The sequence below is a fragment of the Neoroseomonas soli genome, from assembly GCF_018129065.1.
GTDB classification, from domain to species: domain Bacteria; phylum Pseudomonadota; class Alphaproteobacteria; order Acetobacterales; family Acetobacteraceae; genus Neoroseomonas; species Neoroseomonas soli.
In genome coordinates, this window is the sequence record NZ_JAAEDM010000024.1 from 1 (window position 1) to 15,896 (window position 15,896).

15 protein-coding genes and 1 pseudogene are annotated in these 15,896 nt (G+C 69.7%); 6 read left to right on the forward strand and 10 right to left on the reverse strand.

The annotated features are described in order from the left end of the window. Positions 1–138: 138 nt before the first annotated feature. Positions 139–1,143, reverse strand: coding sequence for an AAA family ATPase (locus tag GXW76_RS10960; RefSeq protein WP_211862061.1), 1,005 nt, complete (start codon positions 1,141–1,143; stop codon positions 139–141). Positions 1,144–1,247: 104 nt separating this feature from the next. Here GXW76_RS10960 and GXW76_RS10965 point away from each other — a divergent pair, with 104 nt between their 5' ends. Continuing rightward, a complete protein-coding gene (locus tag GXW76_RS10965; RefSeq protein WP_246514113.1) occupies positions 1,248–1,835 on the forward strand; it encodes a DUF1285 domain-containing protein in 588 nt (195 codons plus the stop codon). Positions 1,836–1,884: 49 nt separating this feature from the next. Then, entirely contained in the window at positions 1,885–2,520 is a 636-nt protein-coding gene (locus GXW76_RS10970; RefSeq protein ID WP_211862063.1) for a CoA pyrophosphatase, read from the forward strand. Here GXW76_RS10970 and GXW76_RS10975 read toward each other — a convergent pair. Beyond that, positions 2,511–2,885: a sodium-dependent bicarbonate transport family permease gene (locus GXW76_RS10975; protein WP_211862064.1), complete on the reverse strand. Its 375-nt coding sequence runs from the start codon at positions 2,883–2,885 to the stop codon at positions 2,511–2,513. The two genes, GXW76_RS10970 and GXW76_RS10975, sit on opposite strands and share 10 nt — an antisense overlap. A gap of 166 nt (positions 2,886–3,051) precedes the next feature. Here GXW76_RS10975 and GXW76_RS10980 point away from each other — a divergent pair, with 166 nt between their 5' ends. Next, on the forward strand, positions 3,052–3,558 hold the full coding sequence (locus tag GXW76_RS10980) for a hypothetical protein (RefSeq protein ID WP_211862065.1): 507 nt from the start codon (positions 3,052–3,054) through the stop codon (positions 3,556–3,558). A gap of 97 nt (positions 3,559–3,655) precedes the next feature. Further along, positions 3,656–4,630, forward strand: a complete 975-nt coding sequence (locus GXW76_RS10985; RefSeq protein ID WP_211862066.1) for a Bug family tripartite tricarboxylate transporter substrate binding protein — start codon at positions 3,656–3,658, stop codon at positions 4,628–4,630. 141 nt (positions 4,631–4,771) lie between these two features. Here GXW76_RS10985 and GXW76_RS10990 read toward each other — a convergent pair whose 3' ends face one another. From GXW76_RS10990 to GXW76_RS11010, 5 genes are all read right to left on the reverse strand, one after another. Next, on the reverse strand, positions 4,772–6,013 hold the full coding sequence (locus GXW76_RS10990; RefSeq protein ID WP_211862067.1) for a glycosyltransferase: 1,242 nt from the start codon (positions 6,011–6,013) through the stop codon (positions 4,772–4,774). Positions 6,014–6,083: 70 nt separating this feature from the next. Next, positions 6,084–8,360: a glycosyltransferase gene (locus tag GXW76_RS10995; RefSeq protein ID WP_211862068.1), complete on the reverse strand. Its 2,277-nt coding sequence runs from the start codon at positions 8,358–8,360 to the stop codon at positions 6,084–6,086. A gap of 423 nt (positions 8,361–8,783) precedes the next feature. Then, the gene (locus GXW76_RS11000; RefSeq protein WP_211862069.1) at positions 8,784–10,871 is read right to left on the reverse strand and encodes a tetratricopeptide repeat protein; all 2,088 of its coding nucleotides are present in this window, start codon (positions 10,869–10,871) and stop codon (positions 8,784–8,786) included. 60 nt (positions 10,872–10,931) lie between these two features. Then, the gene (locus tag GXW76_RS11005) at positions 10,932–11,294 is read right to left on the reverse strand and encodes a hypothetical protein (RefSeq protein WP_211862070.1); all 363 of its coding nucleotides are present in this window, start codon (positions 11,292–11,294) and stop codon (positions 10,932–10,934) included. A 667-nt stretch (positions 11,295–11,961) separates the two neighbouring features. Next, the gene (locus GXW76_RS11010) at positions 11,962–12,603 is read right to left on the reverse strand and encodes an HD domain-containing protein (protein WP_211862071.1); all 642 of its coding nucleotides are present in this window, start codon (positions 12,601–12,603) and stop codon (positions 11,962–11,964) included. 386 nt (positions 12,604–12,989) lie between these two features. Here GXW76_RS11010 and GXW76_RS25985 point away from each other — a divergent pair, with 386 nt between their 5' ends. Both GXW76_RS25985 and GXW76_RS11020 read left to right on the forward strand, forming a co-directional pair. Further along, positions 12,990–13,433, forward strand: coding sequence for a tyrosine-type recombinase/integrase (locus tag GXW76_RS25985; RefSeq protein WP_211862072.1), 444 nt, complete (start codon positions 12,990–12,992; stop codon positions 13,431–13,433). A gap of 67 nt (positions 13,434–13,500) precedes the next feature. After that, positions 13,501–13,782 (forward strand): hypothetical protein, encoded by a 282-nt coding sequence (locus GXW76_RS11020; RefSeq protein WP_211862073.1) that lies wholly within the window; start codon positions 13,501–13,503, stop codon positions 13,780–13,782. A gap of 62 nt (positions 13,783–13,844) precedes the next feature. Here GXW76_RS11020 and GXW76_RS25690 read toward each other — a convergent pair. From GXW76_RS25690 to GXW76_RS11035, 3 genes and pseudogenes are all read right to left on the reverse strand, one after another. Further along, a pseudogene (locus tag GXW76_RS25690) lies at positions 13,845–14,177 on the reverse strand (transposase); the annotation flags it as partial. 70 nt (positions 14,178–14,247) lie between these two features. After that, positions 14,248–15,054 (reverse strand): ABC transporter permease, encoded by an 807-nt coding sequence (locus GXW76_RS11030; RefSeq protein ID WP_211862075.1) that lies wholly within the window; start codon positions 15,052–15,054, stop codon positions 14,248–14,250. Then, complete coding sequence (locus tag GXW76_RS11035) at positions 15,054–15,896, reverse strand: ABC transporter permease (protein WP_211862076.1); 843 nt, start codon at positions 15,894–15,896, stop codon at positions 15,054–15,056. The genes GXW76_RS11030 and GXW76_RS11035 overlap by 1 nt, the downstream gene beginning before the upstream one ends.

The following is a 15,896-nucleotide window of genomic DNA, read 5'->3' on the forward strand; positions in this document are numbered from 1 at the left end:
CTCGCGCCATCGCGGGCGCGACATGCCCCCTCCCCCGCCACCCCGATGAAAATTGGTTCCCAAAGGCCTTTCGGCCTTTGGCGGGGTGAGGTTTGGAGAGGGGCGGCGCCCCTCTCCAAGGCTGCGCGCATCGTCACGCTACCCCACGCTCTCCTTCAGCGTGTCGATCACCTCCGACAGCCGCACCCCGTCCGCCCGGGCCGCGAAGGTCAGGGCCATGCGGTGCCGCAGCACGGGTTCGGCGAGGGCGATCACGTCGTCCACGCTGGGCGCGAGCCGCCCGTCCAGCAGGGCGCGGGCGCGGGTGGCGAGCATCAGTGCCTGGGCCGCGCGGGGGCCGGGCCCCCAGGCGAGGTTCTGGCGCACGGCCTCGAGCATGGTGGTTTCCGGTCGTGCCCCGCGCACCAGGCGCAGGATCGCCTCGAGCACCTGTTCGCCGACCGGGATGCGGCGGATCAGGGCCTGGGCGGCGATCAGTTCCGCTGCCGTCATGGCCTGGGCGGGCCGGGCCTCGCGCGCGCCGGTGGTGGCCAGCAGCATGGCGCGCTCGGCGTCCTCGTCCGGGTAGCCGACCTCGATTTCCAGCAGGAAGCGGTCGAGCTGGGCTTCGGGGAGCGGGTAGGTGCCTTCCTGCTCGATCGGATTCTGGGTGGCGAGGACGTGGAAGGGCACGGGCAGGGTGTGGATCTCCCCGCCGATGGCGACGCGATGTTCCTGCATGGCCTGGAGCAGCGCGGACTGGGTGCGGGGGGAGGCGCGGTTGATCTCGTCCGCCATCAGCAACTGGCAGAAAACCGGGCCCTTGAGGAAGCGGAAGGCGCGCTTGCCGTGGGCGTCCTCCTCCAGCACCTCGGAACCCAGGATGTCGGCAGGCATCAGGTCCGGGGTGAACTGGACGCGGCGGGCATCGAGGCCGAGCACGGTGCCGAGCGTGTCCACCAGCTTGGTCTTGCCGAGGCCCGGAACGCCCACCAGCAGCACATGGCCGCCCGAGAGCAGCGTGATCAGCACCCGCTCGACGACCAGGTCCTGGCCGAAGATGACGCGGCCCACCGCCTCCCGCACGCGGGCGAGGCGCGTGCCGAGCGCCTCCACCTCCGCGACGAGGGCGGCGGGATCCTGTGGCTCGGCCACTTCACTCATCCGGGCTGGGCTCCCTATATGACGGGGCGGAGGCGCGCGGGCCGGTGCCACCACATACGAGTAGGTTCGCATCGGCCACGCTGAGTGCAAGGGCGACGATGGGCATGACGCTCCACGGCATGGAAAAGACTGGCTGCGCGATGCCCGCCGCGGGCGCCGTGCTGGCGCGCGCGAAGATGGAATGCGGCGACTATGCCATCCGCATCGGCCGTGACGGCACCTGGTACTACCGGGGCAGCCCGATCCAGCGGAAGCCGCTGGTCTGCCTCTTCGCCTCGGTGCTGCGGCGGGGCGAGGACGGGTCCTATTGGCTCGAGACGCCGGCGGAACGTGGCCGGATCGAGGTCGAGGACGCCCCCTTCATGGCGATCGAGCTGTTCTGGCGCGACTGCGACTGCGGCTGCGGCCACCCCCAGCAATGCCTGACCTTCCGCACCAACCTCGACGAGCTGGTGACGGCGAATGCCGCGCACCCGATCCGCGTGCAGCTCTGCCCCCATACCCGGGAGCCGCGGCCCTATATCCAGGTGCGCCCGGGCCTCGAGGCGCGGATCAGCCGCGCGGTCTTCTACGAGCTGGTGGCGCTGGCGCAGCCCGAGACGATCGACGGGCGCGAGGTGCTGGGTGTCTGGAGCGAGGGGGTCTTCTTCCCCATCGACGAGTCCCCGGCGCTGGACATGGCGGCGGATTGAGCAAGCATCCGACCCCAGGCGGGCCCGGGCGGCCGGAGGCGTGACGCGGATGCAGCCAGGCAGCACGGCACCGACTTCGCTGCACCTCGACGCGCAGGCGCTGCGCGCGCGGCTCGCGGATCCGGCGAGGATTCCCCGTGATCGCGCATCGCCGGAGGATGACCTCGACCGCGCGGCGCGCGCCGGCGGGCGGACGGTTCCGGCGGCGGTGCTGGTGCCGCTGGTGGTGCGCCCCCAGCCCACCGTGCTGCTGACGCTGCGCTCCGCGCGGCTGAATTCCCACGCGGGCCAGGTTTCCTTCCCCGGCGGCCGGATGGAGGCGGGCGAGACGCCCGAGGAAGCCGCGCTGCGCGAGGCGGAGGAGGAGGTCGGCCTTGCCCGCGCCCTGCCGCAGGTGCTCGGCCGGCTGCCGACGTTGCTGACCGGCACCGGATACCTGGTGACGCCGGTCGTGGCGCTGCTGCGCCCGCCCTTCGACCTCCGCCACGACCCCGGCGAGGTCGAGGAGCCCTTCGAGTATCCGCTCTCCAGCCTGCTCGACCCCGCGGCGCCGGAACGGCGGCGGCAGGAGTTCCGCGGCCGCATGCGGGAATTCTGGGTTTGGCCGCATGAGCGCCACTACATCTGGGGCGCCACCGCCTCGATGCTGGTGACCTTGGCCGGCGTGCTGCGCGATCAGGCGTAGAGCCATTCCGGCACCTTCCGGTACGGAGGCAGCCCGAACAGCAGGTTGAAGGGGAAGGTCACGCCGGGCGAGGCGGTGAAGCCTGTGCGCGGGCTCGCCTCCGGCAGCGTCGCGCGGCAGGCCGCCGGCGCGTCGATGCCGGTGGCGCTGGCGCAGATCGCCCCCGGCAGGAAGGCGCCGCCCTGCGACAACCCGATCGCGTGCCCGGACGCCACGCCCACCGGACCCCCCAGGATGGGCGGGAGCACCGCGACGGCGGCGACGAACCGCCCCGCCGCCGCCAGATCCCGCGGTTGGCGCGCCGCAGTCGTGCCCATCTCGAACTGGACGATCATCGGCACGCCGCGGAACAGGCCTGCGAGCATCAGGGTGACACGGCCATCCTGTCGCAGGCCGGGCGGGCTGCGAGGCCAAGTGGCGGGACGCGAGGGCCATCGGCCAGGCGGGTTCGCGCGGCGTCGGCGTGGTAGTGTTCCGCGGGTGCATCGTGCCGGCCTCGGATCAGGCCGGCCCAGGACCGAGGAGACGCGCATGGCCACCAACATCGCCGCCGAACGCCGCCTGCTGGGGGACGACTTCGCCGTCGTGGCGCAGAGCCACTACCCTGCCCTCACTGCCCTCGACGCGACGGAGGCGCTGGCGCTGGCCCGGTCGCTGCGCGAGCAGCGCAACCGCCTGCGCGGCATGGCCCACGCCAATCGCCGCGCCCGCCGCGGCAAGGCGGAACCCCGCGCCGCCGCGCCGTCCGATGCCGCGATGATGCGCCGCAAGCAGGTCTATGCCGCTGCGCTGAAGCGGGTGAATGCCCGGCTCGACACCCTGCACGGGCAGGCGCGGCGCGCCTGGCACGCCGCGGCACTGCACGGGGCGCTGGCGCGCAAGAACGCGGCGAAGGCGCACCATCCGACCGGGGGCGACAGCGCCTCGCTCGGCATGCACGCCAAGCCGAGCCGCAAGCGCATCGTGCGGACCGACCCGCGCGAGATCGGCCGCGTCTCGCAGTTCGTGAAGAACGCCCAGGCGAAGCGCGACCGCTGAGGCGCGCCGGCGGCCCGCATGCCGGGCCGCCGCGACTGGTCTTGGGGCGCCGGGCGCGTTATCCCGGAAGGAACGCCACACCGGGAGAAACAACGCCATGACCACCCGCCGCACCCTTCTTGCTGCCGGCGCCGGCCTGCTCGCCGCGCCAGCCGTCCATGCCCAGGGCGGATGGCCGACCCGCACCGTGCGTGTCATCGTGCCCTGGCCGCCAGGCGGTTCCACCGACGTGCTGGTGCGCATCTACTGCGAGATGCTGCAGCCCATCCTTGGCCAGACACTCGTGGTCGAGAACCGCGCCGGCGCGGGTGGCAACATCGGCCTGGACGCGGTCGCGAAGGCGACGCCGGACGGCTACACCATAGGCATCGCCTCGATCGGCCACCTGTCGATCAACCCATATCTGTACGCGCGCCTGCCCTACGACCCGGCGAAGGACCTGTTGCCGGTCGGCGTGGCGTGGGACCTGCCGAACGTCGCCGTCGTGGCGAGCCAGCACAACCCGTCCCGCACGCTGCAGGAGTTCATCGCCTGGGGGAAGGCGAAGCGCGGTGGCTTCACCTACGGCTCGCCGGGCGTGGGCACGACGCCGCATCTCTCCGGGGCGCTGTTCGCCTCGCGCGTCGGGGTGGAAGGGACGCATGTGCCCTTCCGCGGCGCGGCGCAGACCATCCCGGCGATGCTGTCGGGCGACCTCGACTTCGCGCTGGACAACCTCGCTTCCTACGTGCCGGTGATCCAGGAAGGGCGGATGCGGGCGCTGGCGATCACCTCGGCCGAGCGCTGGCCGACCATGCCGGACATCCCGACCATGGCCGAGGCGGGCGTGCCGAACTTCGTCGTCTCGTCCTGGCAGGGCTTCGTCTTCCCCGCGGGCACGCCGCGTGCCGCGGTCGACCGGCTGAACGGGGCGCTGCGGCGCGTCGTCGGGGAACAGTCGCTGAAGGACCGCTTCCTGCGCGTGGGCGCGCAGGCGGTCTGGAGCACGCCGGAGGAGATGACCGCACGCGCCGACCGCGAGAAGCCGATGTGGCAGGAGGCCGTGCGGGTTTCCGGGGCCCGGGTCGAGTAGACGGGAGGGGAGGGAAACCTCCCCCTTGCTCCTGCTCCTGAGCAGGCCGGTGAGGCCGGCGCCGGGCGCGCCAAGGAAGTGCGTGCCCGGCATGGTGCTGAACCTGCGTGCAGCTCGGCGTCGAACGAGCAGCGGTCCTGCTCAAGGAGTTCGCAGGGCTATCCCTTGATATTTTGCGAGGACCTCCCGGAGCGTCGCTCCGATCCCTGATACCCCCGCCATCCTTTCCTGCACCTCCAGGACCCTCTCCGGCTCCTCCGCCAGGCCCCGCAGCAACTCCGCCAGCGCCGCCGCACTCCGCGCGCGGAAGTGGAAGCCATCCACCCCGTCCCGCACCTTCTCCGCCATGCCCCCGATGTCCGAGCAGATCACCGGCCGCCGCGCCGCGAAGGCCTCCTGGATCACCATGGGCGAATTCTCCCACCAGATGCTCGGCACCAGCACCGCGTGACAGCGCTGCATCAGCCGGATCGCCTCCGAGTTCTCGTAGGGACCATTGAACCCCACCACCGTCCGGCTTTCCTGCAGCCGCCGCTCCACCTCGGCACGCAGCTCCGGCGGCTGGTTGGACGCATCGCCCCAGATCTCGATCCGCAGCCTTCCGCCGCGGGGCGGGCGGCGGCGCAGCTCCTCCGCCGCGTCCAGCAGCAGCCCCACGCCCTTCAGCATCGAAAGCTGCCCGAAGAACCCCACCACCAGCGGCTTCGGCGGCGGCATCGGCACCGGCGGCGCGCCGTGCTCCGGCTGTCCATTCTCGATCACGCTGAAGCGTTCCGCCGGCAGGCCCCAGGCGATGTAGCGGTCGGCGAGGAACCGGCTCGGTGCGATGAAGTGGTCCACCAGGCGCAGGAAGCGCTGCAGGTACATCTTGCGCAGGAAGAAGTCGTTCTCGCTGCGCTCCGGGAAGCAGCGCGCGCAGTCCCGCGGCGTTTCCCGGCTGCATAGATCGAGGTTCGGGCGCGTCACCATCTGGCCGAAGTGGTGGCAGATCGCCAGGTACTCATGCAGCGTCATCACGATGCGCGCGGCCGGCGCGGCCTGCTTCACCTGCAGCATCGCCTCCACGCCCAGGCCCGAATAGTGGTGGAAGTGCACGACGTCCGGGCGCAGTTCGGCAACGAGGGCGCGCAGTTCCTCCCCGAAGCGCGGCGCCTGCGCGCTGTGCAGCCAGCTGTCGTAGCCGGCATTGCCGAGCACGAATTCATCCGCGCCGAAAGGCTGGAAGACATGAGTGCCGAGCGGCGGCTGGAGCCGCGCGCCCGCCCCCGCCGCGAACCAGGCCGTGACCCCCGGCATCGCCCGCAGCGCGCGGTACATCTGGTAGGCGGCGATCTCCGCCCCGCCGCGCGACACCGCCGGATGGAGGTGGGAGAAGACGAGCACGCGCAGCCCCCCCGGCGCCGGATGCGCCGGGGGGGCTGCGCGTGGAAAAGGCCCCGTCCGACTCATGCGTTCAGCCGCCATGCGCTGTCGTGGGCCGCGGCGGGTGCAGCCGCCGATTGAAGGTCCAGGCGTTCAGCAGCGTGGTGTTGTGCCGCCAATCCGCCGATCCCGCATTCTGCGACTGCCGTTCCAGGTGGCGGGCACGCACCGACATGTCCACCGTGCAGCGGAGCCCGAGGGCTGCCGCGCGCAGGCAGAGATCCGCATCCTCGAAATCGCCGACCGCGAAATCGGGGTCGAAGCCGCCGAGTTCCAGCGCCAGGTCACGCCGCATCAGCATCGCCGCACCGGTGACCGCGGGCCAGTGACGCAGCCGCGGCCCGCCGGCGGGCGGCACGCGCCCCTTCAGCGGATGGCGAGGGAACAGCCAGCCCGAGAGTTCCTGCACCGGTTCGAGCTCCATGCCGGCATGCTGGACGGTGCCATCCGCGAACAGCAGCAGCGGACCGACGATGCCGGTCGAAGCGTCGCATTCCAGGTCGGCCACCAGGCGGTCGAGCCAGTCCGCTTCCTCGGGGAAGACGTCGGAGTTGAGGAACATCACGTAGCGGCCCCGTGCCGCGGCAAGCCCCGCGTTGCTGGCAGGCCCGAAGCCGCGGTTGTCGCCCAGGAGGAGCACGCGGAACGGCATGCCGAGGCTGCCGAAGGCGGAGTGCGCCATGGCCACGAGTTCCGCCGTCCGCTCCGGCTGGTCGAGCACATAGATGATCTCATCCGACGCCATGCGCTGCGCGCTGAAGATGGCGAGCTGGCAGCGCATGAAGTCGAGCCGACCATAGAGCGGGATCACGAGGCTGACGCGCGGCGCCGCGGGCAGGGTGCCGAAGCGGTCTTCCCGCGGCTGTGGCGGCAGCGCCAGGCGCTGCCGGTTGAGTTCGGCCAGTGGCGCGCCCAGCACACGGTCGAAGATGCGGTCGAGGTCATGGCCGGGAAGGCTGGCAGCGCCGAGCACGCGGCGCAGCGCGGCGCTGCCCCGTCGCGTCGGCTGCGGCAGCGGCTTCAGCCCCCTGCGCCCGTCGGTGAGGCGGATCTCGAGGAACAGCCTGCGGTCGCAAGCGACCTGCGCGTCGGCCCAGGCGATGAAGCCGCTGTCGTGCGGGACCACCCCATACTGCCGGGCGAAGGCGTCCACGATGTCCTGGCGGTTGGTGCGGAACCAGGCGTCCTCGAGAGGCGCGGAGGTCGCCGCGCCGCAGCAGAGCCTGATCGACTCCACAAGTCCGAGCGGGTCGAGGCACCAGCCGAACAAGAGGGCGGCGCCGGGACGGACAGGGATCACCTCGTCCACTTCGACATGCGCGGGGACTCCAAGCTTCGCGAAGCTGTCCTCGCCCGTGAAGTTCGCCCGCTCGATCCTGGCGCGCAGCGGCTCGACGGCGCCGCGGTTCGCCGTCGTGAGCACGTCCCGCACCAGCCGTTGCATGCCGGCCTCGTCGCGCATCGCAAAGCCCGGGGACCGGGTGAGCCGCACCGCGACCCCGGGAGAGACCATGAGGTCGATCTGCCGCGGCGGAACCGGTGGCGCGTCGGTCGCGTCGCAGGGGACGAGCAGGACAAAGGCGTGGCCGACCTCGCGGATGTCATCGCGGGGGTACTGGACGATGATGATCTCGTCCCCCGTCGCGGCCTCAGCCGGCTTCACCTCGGCCGCCAGCCTGCCACCACCGTCGATCGGCAGTTCCGCCGGCATCCAGCCCGTGACGAGCCAGCCGCCGACGGCCGGGCTGAATGCGCATTCGTCGAGCACGCCGGACAGCGACATTCCGATCGCAGGGCGCTGTACGGCAGCCAGTGCCGCGGTCGCTCCTGCCGGCGATGCGGCTGCCACTGCTGTCCGATCCTCGGGGCACGCGTCACGCGCCGGGCCGGACGGGCCGTCGCGAGGGATGGCGGGGTAAGGCAGCACCTCGTCCTCCTCCGCACGGAGGGGTTGGGCGAGCGCGATGGTTCGCGGCATGCTGGCTTCCACCTCGCCACTGAGGACGAAGCGGTCCTCGATGACCAGTCTCCCGCCACCGCGGACCGCGACCGACAATCCGGTCGCGAGGAAGCGCAGTTCAAAGGCGACATGCGAGAGGCCGCCGTCCCGAGGCGCGGCGACCGTGCATTCCGATCCCCAGTTCCCATCCAGGCAATCATTCAGGACGAAGGAGCGGGTCTCGGGGCGATAGATCACATGCAGGAGGACATCATCGCCGCGGAAAAGGTTCAGGCTCTGAAGGTTCCGCAGCGCCACCCGGGAGAAATCGATGATCCATCGTGATCCGGATGCGATCTCGATGGGCATGCACACGGTCTGCGTCGTCCGCAACGCCGCTGCAGTCATGCTTTCGGTCCGCGGATCGGACGGTTCTTGGCAATGCCGACAAGATCCCGGGCTGGCATGCGATCCGCTCCGATGTGTTCAGAAAAAGTCACCAGGCGCGCCAACTGGCCGTGGCGCTTCTCTTTCGTGGGGGTGAATTTCTTATCATCCCGGTGTCTTCTGTTACTAGACGTTCAAAGTCATCGACAAGTGGCGCGATCAGCGCTTTGCGAGGTCCGGTCATCTCGCCCCGCCATGTTGGGTGGCGTCGTGTTCAGCGGGGCCGGTGGCCGCGCCCTGCCTGGAGCGGCGTCCGTTCGCCTGGGCTCACGAAGACCGCGCCAGGGCCTTGTTCTTGCGAGCACCCTCGCCCGGTCAGATGAGTCCAACTGATCGGGATCTGTTCTAGAAGTCGTCGGCGCTCCGCTCCCTCAGCCTGTCGCAATGGACCACGCGGTTGACCTCGCCTTCGGGCACGAGGCGGAGACGCGCGATCTCCTTCGGGGTGGCGGCGAGCGTGGCGGCGACGGCGCGCGCGAGCAGCCCCGGCCCGCAGCGCAGCCACGGGTGTTCCCGATCGCCGCGGGCGAGGGCCGACACGGCCAGTTCGGCGGCCCTGGCCGCCACGGTATTCCCTGGCGCCGCGCCGAGCAGCGTCTCGCCCGGTGCGCCCCAGGCTTCCTGACTGGCGACGAAGCCGGCGCCCGGCGCAGCGATCCGATCCAGTGGCGTGACGGGCTTTCCGCCCGCCGCGATCGACCAGCCGCCGCCATGGGCGAGCCAGGCGAGGCGGACGAGATTCGCGCGCACCCCACCTTCCGGCGTCCGCTGCCAGGCGCGCCGTCCTTCTTCGCCATGCCGGTCCGCGAGGTATTCCGTAGCGGCGCGGACATCCATTTCCATCACCTCGAGCCCGGGATTCATCGCCTGCCAGCCCTCGCTCGCGCCCGCCGGCGAATTGCGGGGACGGAGCAGGAGCAGCCGCCGCGGGATCGCCGGCAGGCCATGGACGTCCGGCGGGGCATCCAGCCGGCCGGCCTGCCGCAGCGTGATGAGGAGCCAGAGCGCCAGCGCGGTGGACTGCGGGAGGGCGCGCACCGCATCGAACAACGGTGCGATGCGCATCGCGGGCGGCAGCGGCAGCACGTCACGCAGGGCGGCGCTGCCGTCCCGGTCCAACCGGAATTCCAGCGCGATCTGGCCGGTGGTCGTCTGGCTCGGGTTCAGCGACCGCTTCTCCCGCGCGCGCTGCTTCGCTTCGGCCGTCGCCTGACGCCGAAGCCATGCCAGGGCGTGCTCGGCCTGCAGGTGCAGCGCCGCGACGCGTGCGAGGCCGTCGAGTGCCGTGCTGTCCTCCGGCACCAGCGCGAGCGCCCTGTCGTAGGCCTGCCGGGCTTTCGTCCATTCGAACTGCGCCTCCGCCGCAAGGGCCTGCGCCCGCGCGACGGCTGCGTGTTCGGGGGCCGTGGCGGGACGCGCCGCGCGGATGCAGGCGGCCTGATCCTCCGCGGTGCCAAGCTGCCGTTCGATGTGGAACCAGGCCTCCCATTGCGGGAAGCGGTTGTCCGGGGCCTCCATATAGGACGCGCGCAGCGCGTGCAGCGCCTCGGCGAGCCTTCCCTGGGCCTGAAGCAGCGCGGCCCGCTGCGCCACCAATTCGGGGGCGTCTCCGAACCGGGCACAGGCCCGTGCCAACGCCTCGGTCGCGTTGGCATATGCGTGGCGTCGCAGAAGGCAGTGGATCAGCCCGGTCGCCGCCCCGATCGCAGCCGGGTTGCGCCGGGCCCCGAGGCGGAAGGACCTGAGCGCCTCCTCCTCCTTGCCTGCCGCCAGCGCGGCGTGACCGCGGGCGACATCCAGCAGCGGGGGGCGCGGGGATCGACGCTCGGCTTCATCGAGCAGCGCGAGTGCCTCGTGGCCGTCACCGGCCCTGACGGCGGCCTGCGCGAGTTCCATCACCGGGGCCGAATTGGTGGGATCGGCCTCGGCAGCGCGGCGAAGCGCGGCATGCTCGGCGGGGATGTCGCCGACCGCGCGGGCCGCCAGCGCGCGAGCCATCCAGGCCGGTGCCGAGGCCGGCGCGCGTTCGGTCGCCTCCTGTGCGGCCTCGAGGGCGCGCGCGATCCGCCCGAGTGTCCGCGCTGCCTGCGAAACCTGGATCAGCGCGCGCCACGGTTCGGCGGTGCCGGTGGCGGCCGCGGCCTCGAAATGACGGAGTTCGTCCTCGTGGCGGCCCTGGCCTCGCGCGATGAAGCCCGCCTCCATCTGTGCCCCGGCATGATCGGGCACATCGGCCAGGACGGCAGCGATGGCAGCGGCAGCCTCCTCGAAGCGCCGCGCCTGAGACAGGGTGGCGGCGCGCTCGATCCGCGCGGCCAGGCTCCCGACGTCACGGGCCAGCACGTCGTCGAACAGCGCAACGGCGTCGGTGAAGCGGCCTTCGCGACGCGCAAGGCGCGCCGCGGCCAGCGACAATTGCACCGGGTCATTCACGACACAGGTTGCCTGGGCGTCCACAAACCGGTCGAGGTAACGCTGAACGCGCCACCCGCGTCAGGCGGCGGCCACCGCGACCGCGCCGAACGGCGCGCGCCCCCGCGATTCCGGCGTCGCGGCCGAGACCTGGCGCCGGGGCCTCGCGTGCGGCAGGTCCATTTCTCCGGCGATCCTGTCCTCGGGGGAGCGGGCCTGGAACTTGGCGACATTGTCGAACGCCGTGCGCGCGATGGTGTCGCGAAAGGATTCCTCCGGCGCGCCATTGGCCGGGATGACGTCGTGCGCCTCGGTCTCCACGCTGTCATTGACGTAGCTACGCGCCGGCGCCTCGTCCTCCATGAACCGAAGCTGCACGAAGCGGGGCGGCGGCGCCGGACCGGCGTCGTTGACGAGATCGACCTGCGGGAATTGTCCCGTCACCTGCACGAATCCTTCCGAGGGGACGCCGCCCGACGTCATTCGAATGAAAGCGTCGCTCATGTAGAAACCGCACGATAAACAAAGATCATGAAAATTACCGAGGCCGCCTGGCGCGCGCAATCGGGAAACGGTGGCACTGGCGCTGCGCTTCGGAAATCCTCAAGATCGAGGGGAGGGACGAGCCCGCTCGGAGCCCATTCGCGAATGCGGTGCGGAGATGGGCGGCGCCCGAGTTCGGCTCAATATGTGCGACGTGTGCCGGCCCGTTTCTTCACGTGATCCGCAATCCGCCGGAACTCTTCTCCAGCGAGGACCGCAGGGCCGTCATCGCCGTGTGAGAGGCCCAGGGAGGACGCGGTGCGCACCGTGCGCCGCCGCTCCGAGGGGGTAGCGGTGGCGCAGACCGCGGAAGCGACCGGCTGGGCGTGGCACGCGGCTTCTTCGCGGGGCTGACGAGGACGTGCGTCACCCGTCGCGGTCCTGGAACGCGTGTGCCAGGCGGATCTCAACAAGGAGGCGCGAAGCGCTCCCGCAGCATCGGCCAGGCGAACGCGTGACGGCGATCGATCGGCGGGAGGTTGAATGCCGGAGGGGCGCGGACCGGCTCCGCCCGCGGGGTCGCGTCAATGATGCGATCGCCCAATTGGAGGCCACGTGATCCGTTGGACTACGTGGCCTCCAATTGGGCGATCGCGCCTTCGATGTTGCGGCGCGCACGCTTCTCCCGCTCCAGGTAGAAGCGATCGGTCAGGAAGATGCGATCCTTCCAGAGCAGCATTTGCAGCGCCGCGGCGCGCGCGATGCGATACCTTTCGGTTGGCAGATGGGCGAACTCCTGACGCCGCGCAGCTTCGTAGTCGGCGAAGCGCCTCTCATCGCTGCCGAGGACCGCGCGATCGAAGTCCAGGAGCAGCGCCGCATCGCCACGCAGGGAGGGATCGTCCGTTTCCGGGATTTCCTGGCGAGCCATCGTCAGGACCAGTGCCTCTGCGCGATCCAGCGTATCGGCGGGAAAGGTCATCCCCGCGCGCTCGCGCATCAGCGCCGCGCTACGCATCGGTGAGTCCGTGGACCGCGGATCGAACACGGCCTTGTGGAAGAGGATTGCGAGGATGAATGCCGATCGGCTCGCTATCCCGTTCACGACATCTTCGGCCATCCGGAGCAGGTCGCCGACGCGATCCCAGGTGTGGACGGTTCGGTGCGGTTCCGCATAGCGATGCCGGAGCTCAGCGATGAGATCGGCGCCTAGCACACCGGCATCCTCCGCATCCTTGCAGGACCGCAGCGATGCTTCTGCCGGGAGCACTCGAGCCCGCACGCGATCATCATGCCGTGGGTGTAGCCCGCGCAGGGCCGCGATGTCATCGAAGACGCGGTGCTCGCCCCGCGAAGATGATGGCCCGGACGTTCAGGACCATTCGTTCCTGGGCGGTAGATGAGCCGGACCGCGTCACCGCGAAATTTTGCGCGAGACGTGGCTCTCCGACCGAAGCCGCCGCGCGATGCAGTCCGGCAGGACGAGCCGTGCAACGCATGCATGGAGACTGCGAGCCTCCATCTCCGACATGCTCCAACCGCACTGCGCTTTACGGCTCAGCGGACGAACGAAGCCCTTCGTCGGCGTCAACGGCCGAGCCCGCCTTGCGGCGGTCGAGTGATGTGCGACAGGCATTATCTTGTCCGCACCGCCACGTGGTCGAAGTGGGCGACACGTACCGGATCGACATTCCGGCGGAGGAGACCAAGGCCGGCAAGCCGATCAGCAGCCTGATGCCGTCCCATCTCGCGGCGCATCTGCGCACCTATGTCGCGCAATACAGGCCGGTCCTGCTTCGGGGCAAGACCCGGACGGACAGGCTCTGGATCAACCGAGGGGGCGACCCGCTCAGCCCGTGCGCCATGTACGGGATCTTCCAGAGGATCGGGCGCCATGCCGGGATTGAACTGCGCCCGCAGCTCGTACGTCACACGCTGGCGACGACACTGATGTCGGTGGCGCCGACCAACCTCGGCCTGGCCGCTGCCGCGCTGACACACAAGGGCGCCCGGATGGTCAACGAGGTCTACGACCGCTCGGGTGCTGAGGCGTCGCAGGCGATGTGGCGGCGTCTGCGGCGGACGCTGACGTGCACCTGAGACTGTCGCCCCCGATGATGAATTCCACGGCACCCGAAGTGTTGGACCTATCGAGGAACACGAAGACATGAACGACATTGAGGATACGACGTCGGACCGGCCGGAACTGCCCGAGGGGCTCGTCCGGGCGCTGAAGGAGCTCGGCTGCACGCCCGAAGAGATCATCAGTGTCTGTCTCTCGATGATCACGCAGGTCGCGGACGAGACTGTGCATTCGCCCCGCGATGCCCACGGCATTGCCGAGCGCGATGTGCGGGACGAAGCAATCGTGGACACATCTTCCGCATTGATCCAAACGGCACACGCCCTTTTGGGAATCATCGATCCGAGCAATCGCAGCCTGAACTAGGCTCGGGGCTTGGTGATGAAGCCAGAAGGTCACGGTGGCGGCGAGGGCAAGCGCGAGGCGTGCTTCTTTTGGACGGCCTGCTCGAGGGACTCGCGCAGGATCTCGGACTCCATGGCCTTGGAGCCGAGCAGGCGCCCGAGCTCGCGGACGCGGTTCTCGAGTTCCCGCACGCGTCTGATCGGGACGACCTTCTCGTCGGCCCTGACCGCCTCCTGTCCGCCCTCGGCCATGCGCCGCCTCCACCAGAATAGCAGGCTGGGGAGACGCCGTTCAGCCGGGCGACAACGGAAACCGCCATGCCGGGCTGCATGGTCTGCTCAACCAGCCGGACCTTTTTCCTCAGCAGTATAGCGCCGGCGTCGATGGATGCCGGAGATGATCTCGACGCGCACGATGGGCGTCGACTGCCTGTGCCCGGGCCAAGTACGAACTGCGCGGAGTGGCTTCGGTGCACTCGCGGCTTTGCTATGAGGACGGCAACGCTGATCCGCCCTCTCGAATGCGACGGATCAGCGCATCGAGCCCAAGGATCAGAACTGTGACCGCGATCAGCAGCGTGCTCACAGCGGCGATGGTCGGCTCAACCTCAAGCAGAAGGCTGTTCCAGATCCGCACCGGCAATGTCTCCGATCGGATGCCCGCGAGGAAGATGGAGATCACCAATTCATCAAAGGAAGTCAGAAAGGAGAAGAGCGTCGCTGAAACAACGCCCGGCAGTGCGATTGGCAACACCACGCGGCGGAAGACGCCGAACCTCGTGCAGCCGCAGACCATCGCCGCGCGCTCGAGCGCCGGGTCGACCGTGCGTAGCGCAGACTGCAGGATGACCAGCACCACCGGCAGTGCCACAACCGTATGCGCCACCGCGATCCAGGGTCGCACCCCGACGAGCCCAAACCGCGCCGATAGGAAGTAGACGGCGACGGCCGTCACCACATGCGGCACGATCACGGGGGTAAGCAAGAGTGACAGCAGCAGCCGCTTGAAGCGGAACTCGCCACGCATCATCGCATAGGCCGCCAGGAAGCCGATCACGGTCGACAGGATCGAGGTCATCACCCCGATCATCAGCGAGTTCAGGATGGCCGACCGCCAGCGCGCGTCGCCGAGGAAGCGCTCGTACCACCGCGTCGAGAAGCTCTCGGGCGGGAACTTCAGGTAACCGTCGCCACTGAAGGATGCGATGGCGACGATCACGATCGGCGCCAGCAGGCCGAAGCACAGCAGCACCACGACGGCGCGGACCAGCGTGGTGCGCAGGACGGGCCCCATCACGGCTTCGCCCCCCCTTCCAGTGCCCCGGAGAAACGGCTGTAGAGGCCGTAGAGGATCAGCGTCACCGTCAGCAGTACGACGGTCATGATGGCTGCAGCCGGCCAGTTCTGGGTCAGCTCGACCTCCCGCTCGATTAGCATGGCGATCATGATGTCACTGGGCCCGCCCATCAGCGCGGGCGTGACAAAGAAGCCGATTGCCAGGATGAAGGTGATCAGCACTCCGGCGATGACGCCATGCAGCGTGAGAGGCGCGAAGACGCGCAGGAAGACCTGCAGCGGCGTCGCACCCATCCCTTCTGCCGCCTGCAGCAAGCGCATGTCCACCGCCTTCATCGCCGCGTAAAGCGTCAACACCATGTAGGGCAGCAGGACATAGGTCATGCCGATAACGACGCCCGTGCGGTTGTAGAGGAGGTTCAGCGGCTCGCTGATGAGTCCCGTGCCCAGCAGCACCTGGTTGATCAGCCCGTTCCGCCCCAACAGCACCATCCAGGCATAGGTCCGCACGATGGTACTGGTGAAGTAGGGGAGCACGATGCAGAGCAGGATCAGCGTGAAGGCCACCCCCTTGGCGCGCGACAGCGCGTAGGAGACCGGATAGCCGATCACCAGCACCAGCAGCGTGACGACGAGGCCGATCCAGTTGGTGTTGATCAGCGCCCCGGCAACCGCGCCGGAGAACAGTACGGCGTCCACCTCCTCCCAGATCTCTGCCGGGGTACCGAGCTCCATAATGGAAGCGACGAGAAACCACCCGATAGGGACGAGAAATACACCGATCAGCAGAAGCAGGGCCGGCGCCAGCAGCAGCCAGGCGGGGAGGCGTCCGAGCGGCAT